Origin of the sequence: Streptomyces sp. NBC_01707 (genome assembly GCF_041438805.1) — a bacterium.
In the GTDB taxonomy this organism is placed as follows: domain Bacteria; phylum Actinomycetota; class Actinomycetes; order Streptomycetales; family Streptomycetaceae; genus Streptomyces.
The window spans coordinates 6,763,794-6,789,531 of record NZ_CP109190.1; the positions used below are offsets into that span (position 1 = coordinate 6,763,794).

Sequence of the window (25,738 nt, forward strand, 5' to 3'; positions counted from 1 at the left end):
GCGGCGGTCCGCATTCCGCACTCCTCAGTGATGTGAGGCCCATGCGCCTTCTCGGCCCCCTTGCGCGCCCCGACGAGCCGTCCCCGGAATCGGTGACGGACGTTCCGATCCGTACCGACCCCATCAGCGTGGTGCGGTCGTTCCGGCGGTTCTGGCCGCTCACGTACGGAGACCGGCGCTGGCTCCTGCTGATCTGCGTCCTCGCCTCCCTGACCGCGGTCGCGGAGACCATCACCATCCTTCTCTTCGCGGAACTGACCGACAACGCTCTGCAGCAGGGATCCGTCAGCGCCTTCTGGAAACCTGCCGGTCAGTGGCTCACCGTGGCCGTCATCGGTGCGATCGTGGGGTATCTGTGCAGCTCGCTCGCGGTCTGGACCGCCGAACGCTTCGTGATGCGGCTGCGGGCCCGCGTCTTCGGTCATCTGCAGACGCTGCCGCCCCACTTCTACCAGCGCAATCGCCGTGGTGACCTGGTCGAGCGGCTCACCGGCGACGTGGAAGCCATCGAAGCGCTCGTGGTCTCCGGCATCGTCGGGGCTGCCACGGCTCTCTTCAACACCTTCTTCTACGCTGCCGCCGCTGCGTGGCTGAGCTGGAAACTGGCCCTCGCCACCTTTGCCATGGTCCCGCTCTTCTACCTCGTCACCCGCGTGTTCACGGGGCCTCTGCGCGCGGTGTCCCGGCGTGGACGCGCGGCGGACGGTGCCATCACCGCCGTGGTCGAGGAGACGCTGGTCAACGTCGTCATGACCCAGGCGTACAACAGGCAGCAGGACGAGGAGGAACGGCTCCTCGGCAAGGCGCGTGCCCGGTTCAAGGCAGCGGTGAGGGGCACCCGGCTCGCCGAGCTCTACGAGCAACTCGTGGAGGTCCTCGAAACGGTGTGTGTCCTGGTGATCATCGGTCTGGGGGCGTGGCAGATCTCCACCGGCGGGATCACACTCGGCCAGCTCCTCGCCTTCGCCGCCTTCATCGGTTCCCTCTACCCGCCGATCCGCTCCCTGGGCCAGCTCGGCCTGACGGCCACCGCCGCGACCGCCGGAGCCGAGCGGCTCCTGGAGATCCTCGACACCGAGCCCACCGTCACCGACCCGGGCGCATCCGTCGCGGCCCCGGCCAGACGGCGCGCCGTCGGCGAGGTGGAGGCGCGGGAGGTCGACTTCCACTACCCCGGCAACCCGGAGCCGGTTCTCCGCGGTCTCTCGTTCGCCGCGGTCCCCGGCGAACTGCTGGTCATCACCGGCCCCAGCGGGGCCGGCAAGTCGACCCTGGCCGCCCTGCTGCTGAGGTTCTACGACCCGGACCGCGGCAGCATCCGGCTGGACGGCACATCCGTGGACCAGCTGCCGCTGACCTACCTCCGTCGGAACATCACGCTGCTGCCGCAGGACACCCTCGTCCTGCACGACACCATCGAGCAGAACATCGCGTGCGGGCGTACCGACACAACTTTCCGTGACATCGAGGAGGCCGCGCGGGCAGCCGACGCGCACGACTTCATCCGTGCGCTTCCCGACGGCTACGACACCGTTGTCTCACCCGGCACGTCCCGCCTCTCCGGGGGGCAGCTGCAGCGCATCGCGATCGCCCGCGCCATGGTCCGCGACGCGCCCGTCCTTCTTCTCGACGAGCCCACCACCGGCCTGGACGCACTGGCCGCACAGCGCATCCTCGGCCCGCTGCGGCGCCTCGCCGAGGGACGCACCACCATCGTCATCACGCACGACCTGGCCCTCGCCGCCGACGCCGACCGCATCCTGGTGCTGGACGAGGGGCGTCTGGTGGAGTCGGGCACGCACACCCAACTGCTCGGCCGGAGCGGCCTGTACGCCACGCTGTTCGACGCCAAGCCCTCGCGACGCAACGGCACCGTCAACGCACACGCCAAGCATGCGCGCCCTTCGGGAATCCATTGGCGGTAGGCCCTAGGGAGATCCGGCTCGGGCCCGGTCGTTACCATCCGTTGTGACCGAAACGACCGAAGAACCTGTACATCGCACGCGCATACTCGCCGACCTGACGCCGCTGCGTACCTCGCCCGACTACCGGCGGCTCTGGTTCGGGAACACGGTCTCCTGGATCGGGCAGGGGATGACGGCGCTCGCCGTGTCGCTCCAGGTGTACGACATCACCGGGTCCGCCTTCTCGGTCGGGCTCATCGGGTTCTGTTCGTTTCTGCCGCTGGTCGTCTTCGGACTGTACGGCGGGGCCGTCGCGGACACCGTCGACCGGCGCAAACTGGGGCTGGCCAGCTCCTCCGGTTCGTTCGTGCTCGCCGTCGCACTGGTCGCCGCGAGCGTCGCCGGGGTCGAGCAGCTGGGGCTGCTATACGCGGTCGTCGCCCTGCAGGCGGTCTGCTTCGCGCTCAATTCACCGGCCCGCAGCTCGATGGTCGCGCGCCTCCTGCCGGCCGAGCAGCTGCCCGCCGCCAACGCGCTCAGCTCCATCACCAGCACCACCGGTGCGCTGGTCGGGCCGATGCTGGGCGGACTCATGGTCGGCTGGTGGGGGTACCGGGCCGCGTACACCGTCGATGCCGTCACCTTCACCGCCGCGCTGTACGCGATGTGGCGGCTGCCCTCGATGCTCCCCGAGCGCGGGGACGACGCGGGGAGCGAGAAGCGGGCGTCCGTGGTGGGCGGGCTGCGGTTCCTGGCGGCGCGACCCGTTCTGCGGATGACCTTCTTCACCGATCTGTGCGCCATGGTCCTCGCCCACCCGCGCGCGCTCTTCCCGGTCGTCGCCGTGGTCTGGTACGGCGGTGACGCGAAGACCACCGGGCTGCTGGTAGCGGCACCGGCACTGGGCGCACTGCTGGGCGGGGTGTTCTCCGGCTGGCTGAGCCGGATCAGACGGCACGGGCTCGCTGTGATCACCGCCGTGGCCTGCTGGGGCAGCGCCATCGCCGTCTTCGGGCTGACCCGTCAGCTCTGGCTCGGGCTGGTCCTGCTGGCGCTCGCCGGCTGCGCGGACACCGTCTCGATGGTCTTCCGGAACACCATGCTCCAGGCGGCGGTCCCGGACGAGATGCGGGGGCGGCTGCAAGGCGTGTTCATCGTGGTCGTGGCCGGTGGGCCGCGGCTCGGGGACTTCCTGGCGGGTTCGGTCGCCGATCTGGCGTCCCCGACGGTGGCGGCCACCGGGGGCGGCATCGCATGCGTGGTCGCGGTGTCACTGCTCGCGCTGAAGTGGCGGGGATTCGCCCGGTACGACGCCCGGGACGCACAGCCCTGACAGGCCGGGGGCGGCCACCCGGGCCGACCGGCCGCGTCGGGCCGGTCATGCGGGCCGACCGGCCCCGGCGGCGTGACTCCTCCGCTCAGGCGGTCGCGTCGGAGAACTTCGGCATCTCGCCCTCGGTCGTCTTGACGTCGATCACGGAGAACGGCGCGCCCTGCGGGTCGCTCAGCGCCGCGAACCGGCCGAACGGGCTGGTCATCGGACCGAACCGGAGAATCGCCCCGCGCCCCGTCGCCTTCGCGACCGCGGCGTCGCAGTCCTCGACGGTGAAGTACACATTGAGGTACGGCGGTACCTCGGGCGGGAAGTCGTCCGTCATCCTCATCCGCCCCAGGACCGGATCGGCGCCCAGGTCGTACAGCGCGAAGTCGATCGCATCGTCCTGCATCTGCTTCACGCGGTACGGGAAGACGGCGGGGAAGAAGGTGTCCGACTTCGCCGGGTCCCGGGTGAACACCTCCGCCCAGCAGTACGCGCCCGGCGTGGCCCTGGCCTCGAACCCTTCGTGCTGCCCCGCCTGCCACACACCGAAGACCACCCCGCCCGGGTCGCGGGCCAGCGCCATGGAGCCGAAGTCGCCGACCTGCATCGGCTCCATCAGGACCTCGCCGCCGTTGTCACGGATCTTTGCGGCGGTGGCTGCGGCGTCCGGCGACGCGAGGTACAGGCACCATGCCGACTGGCCTTCCTGGCCCGGCATCGGGGGTACGACGGCGGCCACCGCCTTGCCGTTCGCGTACGCCTGCGTGTAGTGACCGAACTCCGACGACGACTCACCGAACGTCCACCCCAGCACGTCACCGTAGAAGCTCTTCGCCCCCTCGACATCGGTGAACATCGCGTCGGCCCAGCACGGGGTGCCTTCTGGTTCCACAGCCATGGTCCTGCGCTCCTGACTCGGTGATTCGTCCGGTTTTTCACGCTAAGGGCTGCCCCATGGTCCCTGGTGGATCGGCGCGCGGCGTCGGATGCGGTGCGTCGCCAGGCGGAGGGGGTGTGCTCATGCCGGTCGTATCCGGGCGCTCCTGCGAGGTGGCGAGGTGCTGTGGCCGGCGTCGTGCGCCAGCCTGGGATCACGGGACAGTCCTCGGCCGGCCGTTCCGCACGCCGCGCGCCGGACTACCCGTCGGCGGCCGTGGCCTCCGGGGCCGCGATGCCGCGGGCGACCCCCAGCTCCACCAGGTCCTGGGGGCGCAGGCGCAACTGGTCGGCCGTGGCGTGCACGGCGTCGGGGGTGCGCTTCAGGATGGCAGCCGCGAGCTCCGGGGCGATGACGGAGAAGTAGCTGTCCGGTGTGACATAGGTGTTCTCCGGCGCCGCCAGGGCGAGCGCCCCGCCCGAGCCGCCCTCACCGATCACCAGCGTGGTCACCGGGACCCGGGCCTCGGCGATCGCCGCGAACGCATCGGCGATGGCGGCCCCCGCGCCCGCCCGTTCCGCCTCGGCGTCGTTCGCCGCCCCCGGGGTGTCGATCAGGGTCAGGACGGGCACGCCGAGCCGGTCCGCCAGCCGGATCACCCGGGCCGCGGTGCGGTAGCCGGCCGGGCGGGTCGCGGTGCCGCACTGGGCGACGTAGGCGATCGGCCGGCCGCCGCGTACCCCGAACCCGCAGAGCAGCCCCGGATCCGTACCGCCGCACCGGTCGCCGCTGAGCGGCAGCAGGTCGTCGAAGTACGCGTCGAGATACGCCCCGGCACGTGGCCGGGCCGAAGCGCGGGCCTGCTGCACCGCGGCCCAGCCGGTCGCCGGCAGCCCGGTGGCCGCGAGAGCGCCCGGGACCGGCGCGGGGACACCGGACTCGCCGACGCCTGCCGCCCCCAGCGCGCCGAGCCACCGCCCCAGCGTCCGTGGCAGCTCGTCCGCGTGGACGACCGCGTCGATCTGGCCCGCCGCCAGCTGGCCCTCCGCGGTGTACGCCGACGGGTCCGCGTCCACCGGCCGCACCCGCGATCCGGCGAACCCGATCTGGGCCCCCGGCAGCGCCAGGATCACATCGGCGCCGGCCCCCAGCGTGGCCCAGCCACCGCCCGTCGTCGGATCGCGCACGACCGCGAACTGCGGCAGACCCGCCGCCCGCAGCCGTGCCGAGGCGCGGGCCACCCGCTGGAGCTGGGTGAGCGCGATCATGCCCTCCTGCATCCGGCTGCCGCCCGTCGCGACGATCGAGACGAGCGGCAGCCGCCGGGTGAGCGCGGTCCCGTACGCGGCTTCCAGCAGGTCCCCGGTGCGCTGCCCCAGCGATCCGCCCAGGAATCCGAACTCGAAGGAGACGAGCACACACGGCCGGCCTCCGACCGTGGCAAGGCCGTGGACGACGGACTCCTCCTCGCCGGTACGCGCCGTGGCGCGGGCCCGGGCGTCCGCGTAACCGGACCAGGAGAGCGGACCGTCCACCGGTATCTCCGCGCCGGGCGGGGTGCCGGCCTCGGCGAAGTCGTCGGTGACCGCCGCGATCGCCTGCCGTGCCGTGAGGCGCCTACGCACCGAGCGACCGCTTCATGATCTTGCCCATGTCGTTGCGGGGCAGCGCCTCCAGATAACGGACCGTGCGGGGGCGCTTGTGCGGGGCCAGCAGGGCCGCCACGTGGTCCGCGAGCTCGGCCTCCGTGGGTGGTGCTGCCGGGTCGGCCGGCACCACCCAGGCGACGATCCGCTCGCCCAGATCCGGGTCGGGCTCCCCGGTGACGGCGGCCTCGCGGACGCCCGGGTGGTCCAGCAGCGCGTTCTCGATCTCGCCCGCGCCGATCTTGTACCCGCCGCTCTTGATCAGGTCGGTGGCCTTGCGGCCGACGATCCGTACATAGCCGTCGGCGTCGAGTGCGGCCATGTCGCCGGTACGGAACCAGCCGCCCTCGGCGAAGGCGGCCGCTGTCGCGTCGGGGCGGTTCAGATAACCGGCGAAGAGGTTCGGGCCGCGCACCTGGATCTCGCCCACCGCGTCCTCGGCCGTCGGATCGCCGAGCGGGGTGCCGTCCTCCTCGACGAGCCGGAGCTCGACGCCCCGCAGCGGGGTGCCGACCGTCCCGGGACGAGGCTCGCCGTCCGCCCGGACGCCCGTGTTCATCAGGGTCTCCGTCATGCCGTACCGCTCGATGACCCGGCGGCCGGTCGCCGCCGCGATGCGCTCGTGGTCATGGACCGGAAGCGCGGCCGACCCCGATACCAGCAGCCGGGCCCCGGCGAGCGCCTCCGCCAGCTCGGTCGCGGCCGGTGCCGTCGTACCGAGCGTCTCGGCGATCCGGTGGTACATCGTCGGCACGCCGAACAGCATCGTGGCGCCGGACGACAGTTCCCGGGCCACACCCTCGGTGGAGAACCGCCCCAGATGCCGTACGGATCCGCCCAGGCGCAGCGGCCCGAGCACGCCCAGGATCAGGCCGTGCACATGGAACAGCGGCAGGGCGTGCACGAGGACGTCGTCGCCGGTCCACTGCCAGGCGTCCGCCAGCGCGTCCAGCGAGGCGGCGATCGCACGGCGGGGCAGGATCGCACCCTTGGGCGGGCCCGTGGTGCCGGAGGTGTAGACGATCAGGGCGGGGGACTCGGGGGAGGGTTCGGGGAAGACGACGCCGTCGGCCGCCGCCGCTGCCGTGTCGACATCCTTACGGTCCAGCGCGGCGAGCACCGGCGGGAGCACGTCGCCCGCCCCGGCGAGCACCGCCGACGGGGCGCTGTCGGTCACGATGTGCGCCAGTTCGCGTGTGCCGCTCTTCGGGTTGAGGGGGACGGCGGGCACCCCGGCCCGCAGCGCCGCCACCACCGCGACGACGGTCTCGGCGGTCGGCGTGGCCCAGACGGCGACCCTTCCCGCCCCCGTGAGCCGCGCGGCGAGCGCGTCGGAGGCCGCGGCCAGCTGTGCGTACGTCAGGGTGTGTTCACCGAACCGGACGGCTTCCCGGGAGGCCGCGGGGCCGGATCCGTCATGCAGCGCAGGCAGAAGAGAAGTCACGTTCCGACCCTAAGGGCTGTGCTGCGGAGCCGGGTCGGGCATCCTCCGCTGCCTCTGGATGTTCCGCATCCGCCCGTACGCGTACACACATCCGGCCAGCGCGAGGTCCGACAGCAGCATGAAGCCGATCGAGTACGAGCCCTTCGCGCTGTAGATCGCGCCCATCACCAACGGCGGGACGAAGCCGCCGAGTCCGCCCATCGCGCCGACGATTCCGGTGACGCTGCCCACTTTCGGCTGCGGTGTCACCTGCGAGACGAGGGCGAAGATGCTGCCGCTCGACGTGCCCAGTCCGGCCGCCATGCAGAGCAGTGCGATCGCGCCGCCCGGCGCGAGCTTCGGGTCGAAGGCCTGGACGATCGCCATCAGTGCGGCCAGCCCCAGCGCCGCCGAGGTGACCAGCGCCGGGTGGATGCGGTCCGAGAGCCAGCCGCCGATCGGCCGGAAGACGACGGTGACCAGGGCGAACCCGGCGGCTTTCGTGCCGGCGTCGGTCGGTGAGAGGTCGTACCAGGTCTTCAGATAGGTCGGCAGATAGACGCCGAACGCCACGATGCCGCCGAAGCCGATCGCGTACAGCGCGGAGAGTTCCCAGGTGACCCGTAGTCGCCCGGCCGCGCCCAGCCGGTGGCCGAGCGAGTCGGTCGGTACCTGCCGGTCCGGGTGGTCGCTGATCAGCGCCGCGGCCAGCGCCGCGTACACCACCAGCGCACCGGCGACGACGAGGGACGGCAGGTTGTCGCCGTGCTGGGCGATCCGTGGGGTGAAGTAGCCGGAGAGTGCGACACCACCCATGCCCATGCCGAACACACCCAGCGCGAGCCCTCGGTCGGAGGGCGGGAACCACGAGTTGACCAGCGGGATACCGATCGCGAACGTCGTGCCGCCCAGCCCCAATAAAAAGCCCACGGCGAGCATCGCCCCGTACGAGCTCCTCGCCGGGATCAGCAGCAGTACGGGGACGATGGTCAGCGCCGAGACCAGCGGGAACATGAGACGGGCGCCGTACTTGTCGGTGAGCGCCCCCGCCGCGATCCGGCCCAGCGAACCGACCAGCACCGGCACGGCGACCAGCAGCGACTGCTCGAACGAGCTCAGCCCGAGCCGCTCCTTGTAGCCCCCGGAGAGCGGCGCGATCAGGTTCCAGGCCCAGAACGTGAGTCCGAAGCCGATCGTGGCCACCGCAAGGTTGCGGTATGCGGCCGCGGACGGCCGGCCTGTCGGAGCGGGGGACTGCTTGACGGCTTCCACCCTGCAAGTCAAGGCCGGGCGGGGCCGGTGGGCTCGCCGGCCTACACCAGGCGGGTCACGGGCCATGTCACGGCCACGGCCCGGGCCGTCGTGGTCTCCGCAGTCATAATCCGGCACAAGCTGCGACAATCGCGGTATGGACCGTCTGGACAGGGAAATCCTCAGCGTCCTCCAGGAGGACGCGCGGATCTCGTACCGCGACCTGGGGGTACGGGTCGGCCTCAGTGCCAACGCCGCGGCCGATCGGGTGCGGCGGCTGCGCCGCGACGGCGTCATCCGCGGCTTCACCGTGATCATCGACCCGGCCGCCGACACCCGAACGGGTCTGGTCGTTTTCATCGATGTGACGCTGCGTATCGACACGACCAACGAGGTGTTCGAACGGGCGGTGCTCGCCCTGCCCGGCATCACCGAAGTGGTGCACGTGACGGGCGGGCACGACTATCTCGTACGGGCCACGGTCGCCGACACCGCCGCCCTGGACGGACTGCTGCGCCGACTCAAGCGGGAAGCGGGCGTCGCCCACTCCAGCACCCGGGTCGCGCTCAGAGCGGCGCCTGCCAGGTGAACGTCGGGGAGCGCGAGCCGTCGTCGCCCCGGCCGTCGTCGGAGACCGCCAGCCGGACTGCGGCCCGCCCGTCGGGCAGCCGTGCCGTCGCGTCCACCTCCACCTCGATGGCCGACACCCCGGTCCGCCGGTGCGCCGCCGCGAGCGCGCCGCGCAGGGCCGTGAGGAGCCGCCGGTCCGCGGGCTGCCGCACGAGTGAGTCCACCGCCCCGGTGAACTGCACCGACGGCTGGAAGCCGAGGACGGAGGCCGCGCCCCCGGTCTCCCGGAGCACCCGGCCGCGGAAGGTGCTGGGCGCGTCGGTGGGCGGCTGCTGGAGGGCGAAGATCGTGGTCCGTACCTCCTGAATGGTGGAGTTCAGCTCGTCGACGGCCCGGCTGAGCAGCTCGTCCGTCTCCGGGGCGGCCGCCCGGCGGCGGGTCGACTCCAGCATCATCTCGGTCGCGAAGAGCCGCTGGACGACGAGATCGTGCAGATCGCGGGCGATCCGGTCACGGTCCTCGTACACCGCGAGCTGTTCCCTGTTGTGCTGGGCGTCCGCCATCACCAGGGCGAGTGCGGCCTGGGAGGCGAACTGGGAGGCCAGCAGCCGGTCCACGGCCGTGTACGGGCGTCCGCCGCGCCGCCGGGGCAGCGCGAGGGTGCCGATGAGCCTGCCGCCGCTCTGCAACGGCAACATCATGCTGGGACCGAACCGGGTCCGCACATGCGTCGTCATCCGCGGATCGGTCGCCGAGTCGTCGATGAAGACCGGCTCACCACCCAGCAGCTGCGCCAGCACGGGGGAGCCCGGCTCGATGGTGGTGCCGACGATGCCGGCCGGGTCGTCGAGCGTGGACGCGGTGACGATCTCCATCCCGCCGTTCTCGGTCGGCTGGAGGATCACCCCGGCCGAGGCATCGGCGAGAATGCGGGCTCGCTCGGCAACGGTCATCAGTGCGTCCGTCGCGCTCGTGCCGCCCAGCAGGGCCGTGGTGACGGCTGCCGCGCCCTCGATCCAGCGCTCCCGCTGGCAGACCGTCTCGTACAGCCGGGCGTTGCCGATCGCGATCCCGGCCTGAGCGGCGAGGACCTGCAGCAGCGCCATGTCCGTGTCGGTGAAGTGTCCGGTGCGCTTCTCGGTGAGATAGAGATTGCCGAACACCTCGCTGTGCACCCGGATGGGCGCTCCGAGGAAGGAACGCATCCGTGGGTGGCCGGGCGGCACGCCGCTGGAGCGCGGGTCGGCGGTCAGGTCGTCCGAGCGCAACGGCGCGGGTTCCTCGACGAGCACGCCGAGCAGCCCCGAGTGCCCGTCCGGGAAGCGGCCGATGCGCTGGCGCTCGACATCGGTCAGACCGGAGGTGAACAGTTCGGTGATGGTGCTGCGGTGGGGGTCGAGGACGCCGAGCGCGCCGTACCGTGCCTCGGTGAGCGCGGTGGCGGTGTCCACGATCTGCTGGAGGGTGGACCGCAGTTCGAGATCGGTGCCCACGCTGAGCACCGCTTCCAGGAGTATCGGCAGCTTGCGGGGCCTGCTGCTGGGGGGCCCGCCGGCCGCACCCCGGCCTTCGCTCCCGTAAGTCATCCGCCGCCCCGACGGCCGTCAGGCGGCCAGCGGGTTGAGGACCATCGGCTCGACCTTGCCGTCCAGCATGGCGCCGAGCCCCAGGACGGCGCACACGTCGGGGCGCTCCGCGATGTGCACCGGCATGCCCGTCGCATCGCGCAGCATCTGGTCGAGCCCGGGCAGCAGCGCACTGCCGCCGACCATCATGATCCCGCAGTCCGCGAGGTCGGCCACCAGATCGGGCGGGCAGTGGCGCAGCACCTTGCCGAGGCCGTCGAGGACCGCGGTCAGCGGGGTGTGGATGGCGCGCCGCACGGCGGCGGTGTCGACCTGCACCGAACGGGCCAGACCGGTCACGACGTCACGGCCATGGATCTCGGTCACGGCCGGGCCGTGCGAGGTCAGACCGTTGCCGCTGAGGGCCAGCTGCAACGGGCGTACCGACTGGCTCGGCAGCATCAACTCGTGCTGCTGGCGCAGATGCTGGATCACCGCGTGGTCGATGGCGTCGCCGCCGATCGGGATCCGTACGGCGGTCACGATCGAACCGAGCGAGAGCACGGCGATCTGCGTGGTCGCCGCCCCGCACACCATGATCATGCTCCCGACCGGTTGCTCGACCGGGAGATCGCAGCCGACCGCCGCCGCGAGCAGGGTGTCGACCAGCTCGACCCGCCGGGCGCCGAGTCCGACCAGGGTCTCGATGGTGGCGCGCTGGGCGAGCGGATCGCTGTCGTGCGGGGTGCAGGCGGCGGCGCGCAGCCGCGGCTTGCGGCGCAGCTGACGGCGGAGCTTCTCGCCGAGCAGATGGCGGAGCATGCGCTGGGCCATTTCGATGTCGATGACGGACCCGCCGGAGACCGGGCGGACCACCCGGATGTAGTCGGGGGTGCGGCCCGTCATCTTCTCGGCGAGCTCACCGACGGCGATGAGCGAACCGCTACGGGTGTTGATGGCGGCGGCACTCGGCTCGTCGACGACGAGCCCGAGCCCCTTGATGTAGACGCGGGTCCGGGCGGCCCCGAGGTCGACGGCGACGTGGCAGCGGCGCAACTGCTCAAGACTGACGGTCACGGCAGGTCTCCCGGGAGCGCTGATGGGCGGTGCCGGCGGCGGCCGGCCCTCTTCGCATCGTGCGGCGCGCGCGGTCGCGCCGCCCGCTGGGATGGGCCATCAGGGGGGTGTGGAGCTGACGGACTGCCAGGTCAGGGCCGCGGTGTGCCGGGGAGCAGTCGCTGGAACAGCCCCCAGGTGAACTCCGCGACGTACGACGCACCCGTCCCGGGGTCGGTGATGGCGAGCGCCCACCGGGTCGGTGCGCTGCCCTCCATCGGGCGGGCCGGCGGGAAAGCCCGGGCGACCTCGTCGACGGTGCACGACCAGGGGCGCAGGTCGTCGATCGTACGCAGCTCGGGGCCACTCGCCCCCGGAGCTCTGACCAGCCACTCGTTCCATACGGCGCCGCCCGGTGCGACCATCACCTCGAACCGCAGCTCCGGCCAGAGCGGCACCGGCCAGAGCAGGGCGTCGCACTCCAGATCGCCGATCCGGCGGTGTACGGAGGACTCGGGTTCGCCCAGCACCGAGCGGTAGCGGCGCAACGAGCCGCGGCCGCGGGGCGCCCGTACCATCGCCTGCCAGCGGCGGTTGGCCTCTCGCATCTCGGCGAGCGAGGCGCTGAGTTCGTGCCGGGCGTCCTCGACGAGGCCGGGCTGGTGGTCGGCCATCCGGCGGAGCAGGACGAGCTGGAACTCGAGTGGGCCAAATGGGACGGCGGTCATGGAATTAACGTTTCCACACAAGATCCTCACGTGAGTGGCTTTCTCTGTTGTCCTATCGGCACTTAATCTGCGGGCGCCATGGATTACTGCCACCCGTGTCAGCGGCATCTCAACGGCGCCCTCGCCTGTGCCGGGTGCGGAACCCCCGTCGAGGCGCTGAGCCACTACGCCACGCCCGCCCTCTCCGGCCACGAACCGGACGCGGAGCGTGTGAAAGCCCTGCCGTCAGCGCCCGGCGGACGCCGCCGCCGGTCCCGAGGCGCCACCGAGCCTGCCGCGGGCGGGCGAGGCGCGCGCGGGTCCGGGAGCAGACGCGGGTCCGCGAATGCGCGCGCGTCGGGCGGATCGCGTCGGGCGCGCCGCGACGAGCGAGGCGGCGCGGACGAGCGTGCTGCCGGGGGCGAGCTGTTCGCCGAGGACGAGCTTGTCGCCAAGGAGGACCAACTCGTCGCGAGAGACCAGCGTGACGGCCGGGAACGACGAGGCTCCAGCAGGCAACGTGGCGGCCGGGGCCGCCCTTCGCACCGCCGCCGCGGTCGTACCGCCCTGCTCGCCATCCTCGGTGTCGTGCTCGCCGCCGGAGCACTGAGCCTCGCCGAGCTGGCCATCGAGCCGAAGGGTGACGACGGCGCCTCGGACTACGTACGCGAGGCCACCGACGTGACGACCGCGCCGGTGCCGAAACCCTCGTCGAGCCACGACGTCGACCGCCCCGGACCGGTGGACAGCCCCTCCACCGTCCCTGTCACAGACGCGCACACCTCCGGCACCGGCCCTCCGGGAACTGCGACCGGCACCGGCGGCGGTGCCCCCGGAGGCGTGGGCTCCGCCCCGCCCGAGGCCACCACCACGCCCTCCGGCGACGCCACGTCCTCCACGGATCCGTCGTCCGGACCGAGTCCCTCCGGATCGCCTCGCGGCCCGTCGGGCACTCCCACCGGCCACCCGTCACAGCATCCGAACCCGCCCTCGCCCACGCCCAGCCCGACCAAGAGCGAGTCGTGCTGGCTCATCTTCTTCTGCTCCTGAGGGCTGTGCTGTGATCCCTGGTGGATCAGCCTCCGCGTCGCATGCCGGGCATCGCGAGGCGGAGGGGCGTGCTCACACCGGACGCATACGGGCGCTCCGGCAACGCGGCGACGTGCGGTCGCCGTGGTCGTGCGCCCGCCAGGGTTCACAGGGCGGCCCTTGGGCCTGCGGCCCTAGGACTCCGTGTCCACACCCAGCATCCGCCGCAGCAGGTCCCGCAGCACCGCACGCTCCGCGTGCGACAGCTCGGCGAGCGGCTCGCGCGCGAAGCCGAGCGACTCGCGGAGCTGCAACGCGGTCCGGGCACCCTTCTCCGTCGCGGCGGCCAGCTTCACCCGCCTGTCGGCCGGGTCGGGCCGACGCTCCACCAGGCCACGCGTCTCCAGCCGGTCGACGATCCCCGTCACGTTCGACGGCTCACACTTCAGCTTCTGGGCGATCCTGCGCATCGGCGTCGGCTCCAGGGAGAGCAGCCCGAGGACCCGGGCCTGCGCGCCGGTGAGCGAGTGCGCGGCCGCGGCCCGGTCGTACTCCTCGTAGTAGCGCGCCACGACCGTGCCGATGAGGTCGACGACTTCGAGGGTCAGTGGGTCTGTTCGCGTGGTGGCCATGACACCCAGGATACCCAGTTACTTGACAACATGAAATATTCAGGAGCATGGTTGTTTCACGTCATGAAGCTTTTCCGCGGCGCAACCCGGCGGACCGAACCCGGCGGGACCCGGCGGAACGCTTCCCCCCACCCGTAGGACATCGAGGAGAACCCGAGCCCATGTCTGCAGCACTTCCCACGTCAAGCCGTGAATGGCACCTTGTCGCCCGCCCCCACGGCTGGCCGAAGGCCGAGGATTTCGCGCTGCGTGAGGCCCCGGTCACCGCTCCTGCCGAGGGTCGTGTCCTCGTCCGCAACCTGCACTTCTCGGTCGACCCGTACATGCGGGGCCGGATGAACGACGTGAAGTCGTACACCCCGCCCTTCAAGCTGGATCACCCCATGGAAGGCGGCGCGGTCGGCGAGGTCATCGCCTCCGGCGCCGAGGGGATCGCGGTCGGTGACCACGTCCTGCACGGTCTGGGCTGGCGCGAGTACGCCGACGTCCCGGCCCAGCACGCCGTCAAGGTCGACCCGGACCTGGCCCCGCTCTCCGCCTACCTCGGAGTGCTCGGCATGACCGGGCTCACCGCCTATGCGGGCCTCTTCGAGGTCGCGTCCTTCAAGGAGGGCGACGCCGTCTTCGTCTCCGGTGCCGCCGGTGCCGTCGGCAGCCAGGTCGGCCAGATGGCGAAGCTCAGGGGCGCCTCGCGGGTCATCGGCTCGGCCGGATCCGACGAGAAGGTCAAGCTCCTCGTCGAGGAGTACGGCTTCGACGCCGCCTTCAACTACAAGAACGGCCCGGTCGCCGAGCAGCTGCGCCAGGCCGCCCCCGACGGCATCGACGTCTACTTCGACAACGTCGGCGGTGAGCACCTCGAAGCGGCGATCTCCTCGCTCCATGTGCACGGCCGCGCCACCATCTGCGGAATGATCGCCCAGTACAACGCGACCGAGCCCACCCCCGGCCCGCGCAACCTCGCGCTCGTCATCGGCAAGCGGCTGCGTCTGCAGGGCATGCTCGTCGGTGACCACGCCGCGCTCCAGCCGCAGTTCGTCCAGGAGGTCGCCGGCTGGCTGGCCTCCGGTGAGCTGAAGTACCGCGAGACCGTCGTCGAGGGCATCGAGAACGGCTTCGACGCCTTCCTCGGCCTGATGCGCGGCGAGAACACCGGAAAGATGATCGTTTCCCTCGGCTGACAGCGGTTCGCCGTCACCGTTACTCTCATCCGCAGGCCGTCGCGATCGTGGGCGCGAGTTGCGGCGCTACAGCAGAGGAAACCTCAGCATGGCCATTCAGGACATAACCGTCGCGTACACCGCCGTCGCCACCGCGGAGAACGGCCGTGACGGCCGCGTCTCCTCCGACGACGGCCGGCTCGACGTCGTCGTCAACCCGCCGAAGGAGCTGGGCGGCAGCGGTGCGGGCACCAACCCGGAGCAACTCTTCGCGGCCGGCTACAGCGCCTGCTTCCAGGGCGCCCTCGGTGTGGTGGCCCGTCAGGAGAAGGCCGACATCTCCGGCTCCACGGTGACCGCCTCGGTCTCCATCGGCAAGACCGCCGAGGGTGGCTTCGGTCTGGAGGTCGCGATCTCCGCGACCATCCCGAACGTGGACGCCACCACGGCTCGGTCGCTCATCGAGAAGGCGCACCAGGTGTGCCCGTACTCGAACGCCACGCGCGGCAACATCAAGGTCGAGCTGTCGGTCGTCTGACAGATCGCACTGCCCGTACGCACGTGAGGGCCGTACCCCGCCAGGGTGCGGCCCTCACGTGCGTACCGCCCTCAATCGCGTTCGGTATACCGGACGTTGTTCGGAATTCTCGTGCGCGGCATTGACGCGCAAGCGCTTCGATCCTACGGTCCGTTCGAAGCCGCGGGAGCAAGCGGTGCGGACCCTGCCCGGCTCTTCGGCCCATGCCCGGAATACCGAACACAGCGAGGACGCCATGACCCGCACCGCGCGCTTCACCCTCGACCCGGCGTTCACCGTCGGCGACGTCTCTCCCCGCCTCTTCGGCTCCTTCGTCGAGCACCTCGGCCGCTGCGTCTACGACGGCATCCACGAGCCGGGGCATCCGGCCGCCGACGAGGCAGGTCTGCGTACGGACGTCCTCCAACTGATCCGGGAACTCGGCGTCACCGCCATCCGCTATCCCGGCGGCAACTTCGTCTCCGGTTACCGGTGGGAGGACGGCGTCGGCCCCGTCGACGAGCGGCCGCGCCGCCTCGACCTGGCCTGGCGCTCCACCGAGACGAACCGTTTCGGACTCTCCGAGTACATCGCGTTCCTGAAGAAGATCGGCCCGCAGGCCGAGCCCATGATGGCCGTCAACCTCGGCACCCGTGGCGTCCGGGCGGCCATCGAACTCCAGGAGTACGCCAACCACCCGGCCGGCACCGAACTCTCCGACCGCCGTATCGCACACGGCGACAAGGACCCCTTCGGCATCGGACTGTGGTGCCTGGGCAATGAGATGGACGGCCCCTGGCAGACCGGCCACAAGACCGCCGAGGAGTACGGGCGGCTCGCCGCCGAGACGGCGCGCGCGATGCGGCAGATCGACCCGTCCGTCGAACTCGTCGCCTGCGGCTCGTCGAGCCGGTCCATGCCGACCTTCGCCGCGTGGGAGGCGACCGTGCTGGCCGAGACGTACGACCTCGTCGACTACGTCTCCCTCCACGCCTACTACGAGGAACTCGACGGCGACCGCGACTCGTTCCTCGCCTCCGCCGTGGACATGGAGTCCTTCATCGAGAGCGTCGTCGCCACCTGCGATCACATCGGGGCCCGGCTCAAATCGTCCAGGAGGATCAACCTCTCCTTCGACGAATGGAACGTCTGGTACATGAGCCGCAGTCAGAAGGCCGCCGAGGAGAACCCGCTCGACTGGCCCGAGGCGCCGCGCCTGCTGGAGGACAACTACACGGTCACGGACGCCGTCGTCCTCGGCACTCTGCTCATCGCGCTGCTCCGCCACGCGGACCGGGTGACCGTTGCCTGCCTCGCCCAACTGGTCAACGTGATCGCCCCGATCATGACGGAGCCCGGCGGACCGGCCTGGAGGCAGACCACGTTCTTCCCCTTCGCCCAGGCCGCGCGGCACGGGCGGGGCCGGGTCCTCGACGTACGGGTCGACTCACCCACGTACCGGACGGCGAAGTACGGCGAGACGGACCTGCTGCACGCCACGGCGGTCCGTGATCCGGAGACCGGTGCGGTCACGGTCTTCGCGGTCAACCGCAGCCAGGACGAGGAGCTACCGCTCGAAGTCGCCCTGCACGGCTTCGACGTGGCGAAGATCGCCGAACACCAGGTCCTCGCGGACAGCGACCCGGACGCCCGCAACACCCTCACCGATCCGGACCGCGTCACCCCGCATCAGGCGCAGGACACGACCCTCGACGGTGCGGTGCTGAGGGCGACACTGGAACCCATGTCCTGGAACATGATCCGACTGACCTGACCGAGAACGGATCCGGCTGCCCGGAGATCGAGGACGGAACGCTCGCTGAAGTCATGCCCGGCCCCCAACTCCCCGGTCAACGCGCCCCCTACCGCCCCCGTTACGCTGACGCCATGCGCGATCTAGGGGTGGGTTTCAGCTATTTGATCAAGGGGCAGCGCTGGGTCGGCCGGCACGGACGCTGGTTCGGCTTCGGCCTGATCCCCGGCCTCATCACGCTCGTCGTGTACGCGGCAGCGCTCGTCGGCCTCGGCTACGGCGCCGACGACTTCGTGTCCTGGGCGACCCCGTTCGCCGACGACTGGTCCTCACCCTGGCTCGGCCTGCTCCGGGTCACGCTGACCGTGCTGGTCTTCGGCCTCGGGCTGTTCCTCGCCGTGATCACCTTCACCGCCGTGACGCTGCTGGTCGGCCAGCCGTTCTACGAGTCGCTCTCCGAGCAGGTGGACCGGTCGGAGGGCGGCGACGTCCCCGAGTCCGGGCTGCCGCTCTGGCGCGAACTGTGGATCTCCGCCCGTGACAGCCTCCGCATTCTCGTGCGCGTCTCGCTGTACGCCGTACTGCTCTTCGCCCTCGGGTTCGTCCCGGTCGTCGGCCAGACCGTGGTCCCCGCGATAGGTTTCTGCGTCACCGGCTACTTCCTCGCCGAGGAGCTCACCGCGGTCGCGCTCCAGCGCCGCGGCCTCGTCCTGGCGGACCGGCTCGCCCTGCTCCGCGGCCGCCGCATGCTGACCCTCGGCTTCGGAGTACCGCTGGGACTCGCCTTCCTGGTCCCGTTCGTCGCGGTGTTCCTGATGCCGGGCGCCGTCGCCGGAGCCACCCTGCTCGCGCGGGACCTGACGGCGCCGCCCACCGACGACGAGGACGCGACCCCTTCCCCGTACAGCCTCGACAAGGGCTGAGGACCGAGGAGACCCCGAGCCATGACCGAGATCATCGCCGTCGCCGTCATCACCGTCCTCGCCGTCATCAGCCCGGGCGCCGACTTCGCGATGGTCGTGCGCAACAGCTATCTCTACGGCCGGACGACCGGACTTCTCGCGGCCGCCGGAGTCGCCGCGGGCGTCCTCGTCCATGTCACGTACACGATGCTCGGCGTCGGGCTGCTGATCGCATCCTCGACCGCCCTGTTCACCGCGATCAAGCTGGCCGGCGCGGTGTACCTCGTCTACATCGGCGTACGGACGTTCTTCGCCCGCAACGATCTCGTCGTCGACCTGGAGTCGAAGCCCGCCCTGACCCGGCTCGGGGCTCTGCGCACCGGATTCCTGACCAACGCGCTGAACCCCAAGACCACACTCTTCGTCGTGTCGACCTTCACCCAGGTCGTCGGAGAGGACACCGGCCTGTGGCAGCAGGCCGGCTACGGGCTCTTCATGTCCGCGGCCCATCTCGGCTGGTTCGCACTGGTCGCCCTGTTCTTCTCGCACGAGCAGCTGCGCACGGCGATGCTGCGGTGGCAGAAGGTCCTCAACCGCGGCATCGGTTCGGTGCTCATCGGGCTGGGCGTCACGCTGGGCCTCGCCCGCTGAGCGACGCCGGCCGCACACCCGTCAGCCGCTGTGCGCGTCGGGCCCGTCCGGGGCGTCCGAAGGCTCCGGCCGCAACAGCCGCAGAAGCGGCAGCTACGAGGTGCAGGCGGCACGCTCGCTCGGCGACGTACGCCTGACGGCGACCACGGAGATCGAGGAGTAGCCCTGCCCGGATGGAAGAGCCCCGGAGCTGCACCTGACCCCGCCCCGGGGCTCCTCCCCTGCCCGCCGTCCGTCGCGTCAGCGCACCGAGAACCCGTACACCGTCGTCGATACGTACTCCTCGCCCGGCCGCAGCACCGTGCTCGGGAACTCCGGCCGGTTCGGCGAGTCCGGGAAGTGCTGCGTCTCCAGCGCGATCCCGTCGCAGGGCCCGTACGGCCGCCCGTCGAAGTGGTCGGCGGTGTACAGCTGCAGACCCGGCTCGGTCGTCGTGACCGTCAGGACACGCCCCGACACGGGGTCGCACAGCTCGGCCACCGGACCGTCGTCGGCGGCGTCCAGAACGAAGTTGTGGTCGTACCCGCCACCCACGGTCCTCGTCTCCCGGAAGTCGAACCGGGTCCCGTCCACCGGCAGGAACTCACCCGTCGGCAGCGACTCGGCGTCCGTCGGCGTGATCCGCCCTGCCGCGATCCGCAGCGTGTGCCCGACCGCGCTGCCGCTGTGGGCGCCGGCCAGGTTCCAGTACGTGTGATTGGTCAGGTTCAGCACGGTCGGCGCGTCCGTCGTCGCCCGGTACGCGATGCGCAGCGCCCCGTCCTCGTCCAGGGTGTACGCGGCCGAGACCGCCAGCCGGCCCGGGAAGCCCTCCTCGCCGTCCTCCGCGACCAGGGAGAGCTCCACACCGTCGGTGAGCTCCCGCGCCTCCCACACACGCCTGTCGAAACCGCGGGCTCCGCCGTGCACATGGTTGCGCCCCTCGTTCCGGGTCACCCGGTGGGTCCGCCCGTCGAGTACGAAGGAGCCGCGCGCGATCCGGTTCGCGTACCGCCCGACCAGCGCCCCGAAATACGGACCTGAGGGCTTCTCGTAGGCCGCGAGATCCGGCAGTCCGAGCGCCACCTGAGCCCGGACGCCGTCCTGCCCCGGCACCTCGACCGACTGCACGACGCCGCCGTACGTCAGGACGCGTACGCGCGTACCGGCCCGCTCCAGCGTCCAGCGGTGGACGGCGGTACCGTCCGCGAGGGTGCCGAAGACTTCCGTACGTATCGCCGTACTCAAACCCATGTCCATGATCACGGACCTTAGACCACGGGGCTGTGCTACGCCGGGGGCTTCCGCGCCGTGACATTGCGGTACGCGATCTCCGCCAGCCGGGCCTGTCCGTTGCGCCCCGGATGGAACCAGTCCCACTGACTGAGCTGCTTGCCGGTGAACCGGTATCCGAAGACCGCACCGCCGTCGTACCGGCAGCGCGAATCCTTCGCGCACACGTCCCGCAGCACCTTGTTGTAGTCCACGACCCGCTCCTGCACCGCGGCGCGGCGTGCCACGGCCGCGGCACCCATGTCGTCCGCCTCGCCCAGCATCGACCTGCAGATCCCCAGTTTCCAGATCTGCTTGCCCAGTGCGTTGCCACGCCCCGTCGACCAGAGGCGCTTGAGATCCGGCACGCTCGACACGTAGACCTGCGTCTTCGGTGCCTTGCTGCGCAGCTGACGCATCGACGCCTTGAACGACGCCCGGAAGTCCGCCACCGGCGTCATCATCTCCGCCGAGTCCCGGCAGGCGTCATTGGCGCCGATCATCACCGTCACCAGATCCGGCTTCTGCTCCGCAGCGAGGGCCATCTGTTCCGGCAGCTGGGCGATCCGGGCGCCCGTCTCGGCGTGGTTCCAGCTGTGCGCGGCCGCGCGCGAGGTGCCGAGCAGCCGCACGGCGAGGCTCCGGACCTCGCTGTCCGTGCCGGTCGCCCAGGACACCTCCGGGCAGTCGGTCAGCACCGAACAGGCGTCGAACCCCCGTGTGATGGAGTCCCCGACGGCGGCGACCGACTCGGGACTGCGGTCCCAGACGGGGGCACGCGCAACGGAGGAGCGGTGCTTCGCGGCGGTCGCCCCCTTCGTCGTCGCGTCCTGCCCGGCCTCACAACCCGTCAACGCGGCCGCGGCGATGACCGGAAGCACCGTCAGCACGGCGACGACGGTGCGCGAGCGGTGGTTCGCGAAACGATTCTGCATCCCTCGGGCCCTCCCGTTTATGCCCCCGGCAACTCCATATAGCCCCAGGCAGCAGGCCCGGGCGCCCTGCCGGGTGAATGCTGAGCGAATCCTGGGCCCAGGACCGACGGTACGTCACACCTGGGACGCCGCCGCACGGTAGCTTTTCCCCGTCGAACCAGTGCCACGTTCCGCCACCCGGCTCCAATTGGGTGATATCGGAAAATCACATCACGTCACATACTGTCCCTTTTCAGGAGATTCACTCCCGATGCTGTTTACTGATGACGACCTCGGGAGCCGGCCAGGAAGAGGCGGTACGGGCGCGAGGCCGCTGGGGAAGGCGAACCTCGTCCCACACTGGAGGTCCCGGTGACGACACGTGGAGTTCTGTACGTTCACTCCGCACCGCGCGCGCTCTGCCCACATGTCGAATGGGCGGTGGCGGGAGTCCTCGGTGCGCGGGTCCAGCTCGACTGGATCAGACAGCCGGCGGCGCCCGGCACCTGGCGGTCCGAGTTCTCCTGGAAGGGCGCCGCGGGCACCGCGTCGAAGCTCGCCTCCGCGCTGCGCGGCTGGGATCTGCTGCGCTTCGAAGTGACGGCGGAGCCGTGTGCCACGGCAGAGGGCGAGCGCTACAGCTCCACGCCCGAACTGGGCATCTTCCACGCGGTCACCGGCATGCACGGCGACATCCTGGTGCCGGAGGACCGGCTGCGGGCTGCGCTGGCGCGGTCGGTGAGCGGGGAGACGGACCTGGAGGCGGAGATCGCCAAACTCCTCGGCAAGCCGTGGGACGACGAGTTGGAGTCCTTCCGCCACGCAGGCGAGGGCGCCCCGGTCCGCTGGCTCCACCAGGTGGTGTGAGGGGCGCCTGCGGCGGCCCTGTCCCCCGCCCGCCCCTTCCCGGACCGGGACCCCTGCGCCTCGCACGCAAGGCGAGGCCGAGAACCGAGACGACGAAGCCCGCCTCCCCGGTCGACCGGGGAGGCGGGCTTCGTCGTAGAGCCTGGGCGGTGGGGATCAGACGCTGCGGAACGCCAGCACCACGTTGTGTCCCCCGAACCCGAACGAGTTGTTGATCGCGGCGATCGACCCCTCCGGCAGCGGCCGCGGCTCATCGCGCACGATGTCCGCCTCCACCGCCTCGTCGAGGTTCTCCACGTTGATCGTCGGCGGAGCCATCCGGTGGTGCAGCGCCAGAACCGTCGCGACGGTCTCGATGCCGCCCGCGCCACCGAGCAGGTGACCGGTCATCGACTTCGTCGCGGAGATCGCGACGTGGTCGAGGTCGTCGCCCAGAACCTTGCGCAGAGCCTTCAGCTCCGCGACATCGCCCTGCGGCGTCGACGTGGCGTGCGCGTTGAGGTGCACGACCTCCGACGGCTTGAGATCCGTCTGGTCCAGCAGGTTCTGCATGGCGGCGGCGATCCCGCGACCGGTCGGCTCGGGCTGGGCGATGTGGTGGGCGTCCGCGGACAGACCCTGGCCCAGCACCTCGCAGTAGACCTTGGCGCCACGCGCCGCCGCGTGCTCCGCGGACTCCAGGACGACGACACCGGCACCCTCGCCGAGCACGAAGCCGTCACGGCCCGTGTCGTACGGACGCGACGCCTTCTGGGGCTCGTCGTTGTTCTTGGACATCGCCATCATGTTGGCGAACGCCGCGATCGGCAGCGGGTGGATGGCCGCCTCGGTGCCACCGGCGAGGACCACGTCGGCACGGCCGGTGCGGATCATCTCGACGGCGTACCCGATGGCCTCGGCACCCGACGCACAGGCGGAGACCGGGGTGTGGACACCGGCCTGTGCGTTGACCTCGAGGCCGACGTTGGCGGCCGGGCCGTTGGGCATGAGCATGGGCACGGTGTGCGGGGAGACGCGGCGTACGCCCTTCTCCTTCAGCACGTCGTACTGGTCGAGCAGGGTGATCACGCCGCCGATGCCGGAGGCGATGACCGAGCCGAGCCGCTCGGGCCGGATCGCGTCGTCCTCACCGGCCTTGCCGGTGAAGCCGGCGTCCGCCCATGCCTCGCGGGCCGCGATCAGCGCGAACTGCGCCGAGCGGTCCAGCTTGCGGGCGAGCGGGCGGGGCAGTACGTCGCCCGGGTCGACGGCCGCGAGGGCGGCGATCCGGACGGGCAGTTCGGCGAAACGTTCGCCCTCGAGAGGCTTGACGCCGGAACGACCGGCCATCAGACCTTCCCAGGTCGACGCGGAGTCGCCACCCAGCGGAGTGGTTGCGCCGATACCGGTGACGACCACGGTGCGATTGGTCGAGTTCACTGGAAAATCTTCTCCACGTGTAGAGGGTCGTGAATCAGCGGCGCCACCGCCGGGTGGCGACACACGAGCCGGCTGGATCAGGCCTGGTGCTTCAGGATGTAGTCGGCAGCGTCGCCGACCGTCTTGAGGTTCTTGACGTCCTCGTCGGGGATCTTCACGTCGAAGCGCTCTTCGGCGGCGACGACGACCTCGACCATGGACAGCGAGTCGACGTCCAGGTCGTCGGTGAAGGACTTGTCCAGCTGGACGTCCTCGACCGGGATACCGGCGATCTCGTTGACGATCTCGGCGAGACCGTTGACGATCTCTTCCTGGGTGGCGGCCATGTTGGCGCTCCTTCGATGTGTTTCAGCAGGGTTCGGACGTCCGGACCGGAAGGTCCGGTGTGCCTAGGGGAGAGTAACGACCGTCGCGGCGTAGACGAGACCCGCCCCGAAGCCGATGACGAGCGCGGTGTCGCCGCTCTTCGCCTGACCGGTCGCCAGAAGCCGCTCCATAGCGAGCGGAATCGAGGCGGCGGAGGTGTTGCCGGTGGTCTCCACGTCGCGGGCGACCGTGACGTGTTCCGGCAGCTTCAGGGTCTTCACCATCGAATCGATGATCCGCATGTTGGCCTGGTGCGGGATGAAGACGTCCAGGTCTTCCGGGGCGATCCCGGCCGCGTCCAGCGCCTGCTGGGCGACCTTCGCCATCTCGAAGACGGCCCAGCGGAAGACCGCCTGGCCCTCCTGCGTGATGGCCGGGAACTTCTCGGGACGCTCGGCGTGGAACTCGTCCCACGCCACGGTCTGCTTGATCGTCTCGGACTTGTCGCCCTCGGAGCCCCAGACCGTCGGGCCTATGGCGGGCACATTGGAGGGGCCGACGATGACCGCGCCTGCGCCGTCGCCGAACAGGAAGGCCGTTGCCCGGTCCTCCAGGTCGGTCAGGTCGCTGAGCCGCTCCACGCCGATGACCAGAACGTACTCGGCCGAGCCCTCGACGATCATGCCCTTGGCGAGCGTCAGGCCGTAGCCGAAGCCCGCGCAGCCGGCGGAGATGTCGAAGGCGGCGGGCCTGCCCGCGCCGACCTTGTGGGCGATCTCGGTCGCGACGGCCGGAGTCTGCTTGAAGTGCGAGACGGTGGAGACGATGACCGCGCCGATCTGCTCGGGCGTGATCCCGGCGTCGGCGATGGCCTTCCCGGACGCCTCGACCGACATCGCGGCCACGGTCTCCTCCTCGGAGGCCCAGTGGCGGGTGGCGATGCCGGACCGGGAGCGGATCCACTCGTCGGACGAGTCGATCTTCTCGAGAATCACCTCGTTGGGCACGACACGGGTCGGGCGGTAGCCGCCGACACCCATGATCCGTGCGTACGCGGCGCCCTGGCTGGGCTTGATCTTCGACATGCTCTCGGGCTCCTTAGGCGTCTGCGTGCTCGGAAATGAGCGCGCGGGCCGCGTCGAGGTCGTCGGGGGTCTTCAGCGCGAGGGTCTGCACCCCGGGGAGTGCGCGCTTGGCGAGACCGGTGAGGGTCCCGCCCGGGCAGGCCTCGATGAGCGCGGTGACGCCCAGCGCCTTGAAGGTCTCCATGCACAGGTCCCAACGGACCGGGTTGGCGACCTGGCCGACCAGCCGGGAGATGACCTCGTCGCCCGTGGCGACCGTCTTTCCGTCGGCGTTCGAGACGTATGTCACGGTCGGATCGGCGACCGTCAGTGCCGCCGCGGCCTCGCGGAGCCGGTCGACCGCAGGGGCCATGTGGTGCGTATGGAAGGCGCCGGCGACCTTGAGCGGCACCACGCGGCGCACGCCCTCGGGCATGTCCTTGGTCAGCGCGGCGATCTGCGCGGCGGTGCCGGCGGCGACGATCTGGCCGCCCCCGTTGACGTTCGCCGGAGTCAGCCCGAGCATCTCCAGATGAGGGACCGTCACGTCGGGGTCGCCGCCGAGCAGCGCCGCCATACCGGTCTCGGTGACCGCCGCGGCGTCGGCCATGGCGAGCCCACGGGTGCGTACGAGACGGAGCGCGGCCTCGTCGTCGAGAACGCCCGCGAGAGCTGCGGCGGTGATCTCACCGACGCTGTGACCCGCGACGACACCGGGCGACGCGTCAAGCGCGGTGGCGGACAGCAGACCCGCGGCGACCAGCAGCGGCTGTGCCACCGCGGTGTCGCGGATCTCGTCCGCGTCGGCCTTCGTGCCGTAGTGGGCAAGGTCGAGCCCGATGGCGTCGGACCAGGCCGCGATGCGGTCGGTGGCACCGGGGAGGTCGAGCCAGGGAGTCAGGAAGCCGGGCGTCTGAGCGCCTTGGCCGGGAGCGACGAGTACGAGCACCCTC

General features: G+C 71.0%; 24 protein-coding genes. 10 read left to right on the forward strand and 14 right to left on the reverse strand.

Features of this window, described 5'->3' with window-relative positions; genetic code table 11:
- Positions 1 to 41 precede the first annotated feature (41 nt).
- Together OG963_RS30285 and OG963_RS30290 are read left to right on the forward strand one after the other, a co-directional pair.
- A complete protein-coding gene (locus OG963_RS30285) occupies positions 42 to 1,925 on the forward strand; it encodes an ABC transporter ATP-binding protein (protein WP_093774478.1) in 1,884 nt (627 codons plus the stop codon).
- Positions 1,926 to 1,968: 43 nt separating this feature from the next.
- Positions 1,969 to 3,237, forward strand: coding sequence for an MFS transporter (locus OG963_RS30290; RefSeq protein ID WP_093774480.1), 1,269 nt, complete (start codon positions 1,969 to 1,971; stop codon positions 3,235 to 3,237).
- 85 nt (positions 3,238 to 3,322) lie between these two features.
- On the opposite strand, the gene OG963_RS30295 is transcribed toward OG963_RS30290, so the two are convergent.
- The 4 genes from OG963_RS30295 to OG963_RS30310 form a co-directional block, all read right to left on the reverse strand.
- Positions 3,323 to 4,123 carry a VOC family protein gene (locus tag OG963_RS30295; protein WP_093774482.1) on the reverse strand — a complete coding sequence of 267 codons (801 nt, stop codon included), beginning with the start codon at positions 4,121 to 4,123 and terminating at the stop codon, positions 3,323 to 3,325.
- A gap of 239 nt (positions 4,124 to 4,362) precedes the next feature.
- Positions 4,363 to 5,727, reverse strand: a complete 1,365-nt coding sequence (locus tag OG963_RS30300) for a carboxyl transferase domain-containing protein (RefSeq protein ID WP_371799672.1) — start codon at positions 5,725 to 5,727, stop codon at positions 4,363 to 4,365.
- Positions 5,720 to 7,192, reverse strand: coding sequence for an acyl-CoA synthetase (locus OG963_RS30305; RefSeq protein ID WP_093774486.1), 1,473 nt, complete (start codon positions 7,190 to 7,192; stop codon positions 5,720 to 5,722). Before OG963_RS30305 ends, OG963_RS30300 begins: the two co-directional genes overlap by 8 nt.
- A gap of 9 nt (positions 7,193 to 7,201) precedes the next feature.
- On the reverse strand, positions 7,202 to 8,443 hold the full coding sequence (locus OG963_RS30310) for an MFS transporter (protein ID WP_256223653.1): 1,242 nt from the start codon (positions 8,441 to 8,443) through the stop codon (positions 7,202 to 7,204).
- A 136-nt stretch (positions 8,444 to 8,579) separates the two neighbouring features.
- Here OG963_RS30310 and OG963_RS30315 point away from each other — a divergent pair, with 136 nt between their 5' ends.
- Positions 8,580 to 9,011: an Lrp/AsnC family transcriptional regulator gene (locus OG963_RS30315; RefSeq protein ID WP_030925866.1), complete on the forward strand. Its 432-nt coding sequence runs from the start codon at positions 8,580 to 8,582 to the stop codon at positions 9,009 to 9,011.
- On the opposite strand, the gene OG963_RS30320 is transcribed toward OG963_RS30315, so the two are convergent.
- From OG963_RS30320 to OG963_RS30330, 3 genes are all read right to left on the reverse strand, one after another.
- Positions 8,989 to 10,578 carry a GAF domain-containing protein gene (locus OG963_RS30320; RefSeq protein WP_093930248.1) on the reverse strand — a complete coding sequence of 530 codons (1,590 nt, stop codon included), beginning with the start codon at positions 10,576 to 10,578 and terminating at the stop codon, positions 8,989 to 8,991. The genes OG963_RS30315 and OG963_RS30320 overlap by 23 nt on opposite strands.
- 18 nt (positions 10,579 to 10,596) lie before the next feature.
- Positions 10,597 to 11,634: a rod shape-determining protein gene (locus tag OG963_RS30325; RefSeq protein ID WP_030925869.1), complete on the reverse strand. Its 1,038-nt coding sequence runs from the start codon at positions 11,632 to 11,634 to the stop codon at positions 10,597 to 10,599.
- A gap of 131 nt (positions 11,635 to 11,765) precedes the next feature.
- Positions 11,766 to 12,341, reverse strand: coding sequence for a hypothetical protein (locus OG963_RS30330; protein WP_093774492.1), 576 nt, complete (start codon positions 12,339 to 12,341; stop codon positions 11,766 to 11,768).
- Positions 12,342 to 12,419: 78 nt separating this feature from the next.
- Between OG963_RS30330 and OG963_RS30335 the strand changes: the two genes are divergently transcribed.
- A complete protein-coding gene (locus tag OG963_RS30335) occupies positions 12,420 to 13,370 on the forward strand; it encodes a hypothetical protein (RefSeq protein WP_176902213.1) in 951 nt (316 codons plus the stop codon).
- 173 nt (positions 13,371 to 13,543) lie between these two features.
- On the opposite strand, the gene OG963_RS30340 is transcribed toward OG963_RS30335, so the two are convergent.
- Complete coding sequence (locus OG963_RS30340; protein WP_093774496.1) at positions 13,544 to 13,981, reverse strand: MarR family winged helix-turn-helix transcriptional regulator; 438 nt, start codon at positions 13,979 to 13,981, stop codon at positions 13,544 to 13,546.
- A gap of 161 nt (positions 13,982 to 14,142) precedes the next feature.
- Here OG963_RS30340 and OG963_RS30345 point away from each other — a divergent pair, with 161 nt between their 5' ends.
- From OG963_RS30345 to OG963_RS30365, 5 genes are all read left to right on the forward strand, one after another.
- A complete protein-coding gene (locus OG963_RS30345) occupies positions 14,143 to 15,162 on the forward strand; it encodes an NADP-dependent oxidoreductase (RefSeq protein WP_030925876.1) in 1,020 nt (339 codons plus the stop codon).
- Between the two features lie 88 nt (positions 15,163 to 15,250).
- Positions 15,251 to 15,679 carry an organic hydroperoxide resistance protein gene (locus tag OG963_RS30350; protein WP_093774498.1) on the forward strand — a complete coding sequence of 143 codons (429 nt, stop codon included), beginning with the start codon at positions 15,251 to 15,253 and terminating at the stop codon, positions 15,677 to 15,679.
- A gap of 235 nt (positions 15,680 to 15,914) precedes the next feature.
- Positions 15,915 to 17,432, forward strand: a complete 1,518-nt coding sequence (locus OG963_RS30355) for an alpha-N-arabinofuranosidase (RefSeq protein WP_093930247.1) — start codon at positions 15,915 to 15,917, stop codon at positions 17,430 to 17,432.
- A gap of 113 nt (positions 17,433 to 17,545) precedes the next feature.
- A complete protein-coding gene (locus OG963_RS30360; RefSeq protein ID WP_030925882.1) occupies positions 17,546 to 18,334 on the forward strand; it encodes an EI24 domain-containing protein in 789 nt (262 codons plus the stop codon).
- Between the two features lie 21 nt (positions 18,335 to 18,355).
- Positions 18,356 to 18,964: a LysE family translocator gene (locus tag OG963_RS30365; protein ID WP_030925884.1), complete on the forward strand. Its 609-nt coding sequence runs from the start codon at positions 18,356 to 18,358 to the stop codon at positions 18,962 to 18,964.
- A gap of 240 nt (positions 18,965 to 19,204) precedes the next feature.
- Here OG963_RS30365 and OG963_RS30370 read toward each other — a convergent pair whose 3' ends face one another.
- Both OG963_RS30370 and OG963_RS30375 read right to left on the reverse strand, forming a co-directional pair.
- A complete protein-coding gene (locus tag OG963_RS30370; protein ID WP_256328143.1) occupies positions 19,205 to 20,197 on the reverse strand; it encodes an aldose epimerase family protein in 993 nt (330 codons plus the stop codon).
- Between the two features lie 35 nt (positions 20,198 to 20,232).
- A complete protein-coding gene (locus tag OG963_RS30375; RefSeq protein WP_093774504.1) occupies positions 20,233 to 21,150 on the reverse strand; it encodes an SGNH/GDSL hydrolase family protein in 918 nt (305 codons plus the stop codon).
- Between the two features lie 351 nt (positions 21,151 to 21,501).
- Between OG963_RS30375 and OG963_RS30380 the strand changes: the two genes are divergently transcribed.
- Positions 21,502 to 21,996 (forward strand): DUF3145 domain-containing protein, encoded by a 495-nt coding sequence (locus tag OG963_RS30380; RefSeq protein ID WP_093774506.1) that lies wholly within the window; start codon positions 21,502 to 21,504, stop codon positions 21,994 to 21,996.
- A 156-nt stretch (positions 21,997 to 22,152) separates the two neighbouring features.
- Here OG963_RS30380 and fabF read toward each other — a convergent pair whose 3' ends face one another.
- The 4 genes from fabF to OG963_RS30400 all read right to left on the reverse strand — a co-directional run bounded on the left by fabF (position 22,153) and on the right by OG963_RS30400 (position 25,734).
- The gene (gene fabF / locus OG963_RS30385; RefSeq protein WP_093774508.1) at positions 22,153 to 23,415 is read right to left on the reverse strand and encodes a beta-ketoacyl-ACP synthase II; all 1,263 of its coding nucleotides are present in this window, start codon (positions 23,413 to 23,415) and stop codon (positions 22,153 to 22,155) included.
- Between the two features lie 77 nt (positions 23,416 to 23,492).
- The gene (locus tag OG963_RS30390; protein ID WP_030925892.1) at positions 23,493 to 23,741 is read right to left on the reverse strand and encodes an acyl carrier protein; all 249 of its coding nucleotides are present in this window, start codon (positions 23,739 to 23,741) and stop codon (positions 23,493 to 23,495) included.
- A gap of 63 nt (positions 23,742 to 23,804) precedes the next feature.
- Positions 23,805 to 24,806 (reverse strand): ketoacyl-ACP synthase III, encoded by a 1,002-nt coding sequence (locus tag OG963_RS30395; protein ID WP_030925893.1) that lies wholly within the window; start codon positions 24,804 to 24,806, stop codon positions 23,805 to 23,807.
- Between the two features lie 13 nt (positions 24,807 to 24,819).
- Entirely contained in the window at positions 24,820 to 25,734 is a 915-nt protein-coding gene (locus OG963_RS30400; RefSeq protein ID WP_093774510.1) for an ACP S-malonyltransferase, read from the reverse strand.
- Positions 25,735 to 25,738: the final 4 nt, after the last annotated feature.

Coding starts and splice junctions, on each gene's coding strand:
- OG963_RS30370 (WP_256328143.1), bottom strand. CDS start 20,197: ATGGGTTTGAGTACGGCGATACGTACGGAAGTCTTCGGCACCCTCGCG.
- OG963_RS30320 (WP_093930248.1), bottom strand. CDS start 10,578: ATGACTTACGGGAGCGAAGGCCGGGGTGCGGCCGGCGGGCCCCCCAGC.
- OG963_RS30340 (WP_093774496.1), bottom strand. CDS start 13,981: ATGGCCACCACGCGAACAGACCCACTGACCCTCGAAGTCGTCGACCTC.
- OG963_RS30295 (WP_093774482.1), bottom strand. CDS start 4,123: ATGGCTGTGGAACCAGAAGGCACCCCGTGCTGGGCCGACGCGATGTTC.
- OG963_RS30355 (WP_093930247.1), top strand. CDS start 15,915: ATGACCCGCACCGCGCGCTTCACCCTCGACCCGGCGTTCACCGTCGGC.
- OG963_RS30395 (WP_030925893.1), bottom strand. CDS start 24,806: ATGTCGAAGATCAAGCCCAGCCAGGGCGCCGCGTACGCACGGATCATG.
- OG963_RS30390 (WP_030925892.1), bottom strand. CDS start 23,741: ATGGCCGCCACCCAGGAAGAGATCGTCAACGGTCTCGCCGAGATCGTC.
- OG963_RS30360 (WP_030925882.1), top strand. CDS start 17,546: ATGCGCGATCTAGGGGTGGGTTTCAGCTATTTGATCAAGGGGCAGCGC.
- OG963_RS30335 (WP_176902213.1), top strand. CDS start 12,420: ATGGATTACTGCCACCCGTGTCAGCGGCATCTCAACGGCGCCCTCGCC.
- OG963_RS30315 (WP_030925866.1), top strand. CDS start 8,580: ATGGACCGTCTGGACAGGGAAATCCTCAGCGTCCTCCAGGAGGACGCG.
- OG963_RS30350 (WP_093774498.1), top strand. CDS start 15,251: ATGGCCATTCAGGACATAACCGTCGCGTACACCGCCGTCGCCACCGCG.
- OG963_RS30330 (WP_093774492.1), bottom strand. CDS start 12,341: ATGACCGCCGTCCCATTTGGCCCACTCGAGTTCCAGCTCGTCCTGCTC.
- OG963_RS30285 (WP_093774478.1), top strand. CDS start 42: ATGCGCCTTCTCGGCCCCCTTGCGCGCCCCGACGAGCCGTCCCCGGAA.
- OG963_RS30345 (WP_030925876.1), top strand. CDS start 14,143: ATGTCTGCAGCACTTCCCACGTCAAGCCGTGAATGGCACCTTGTCGCC.
- OG963_RS30375 (WP_093774504.1), bottom strand. CDS start 21,150: ATGCAGAATCGTTTCGCGAACCACCGCTCGCGCACCGTCGTCGCCGTG.
- OG963_RS30365 (WP_030925884.1), top strand. CDS start 18,356: ATGACCGAGATCATCGCCGTCGCCGTCATCACCGTCCTCGCCGTCATC.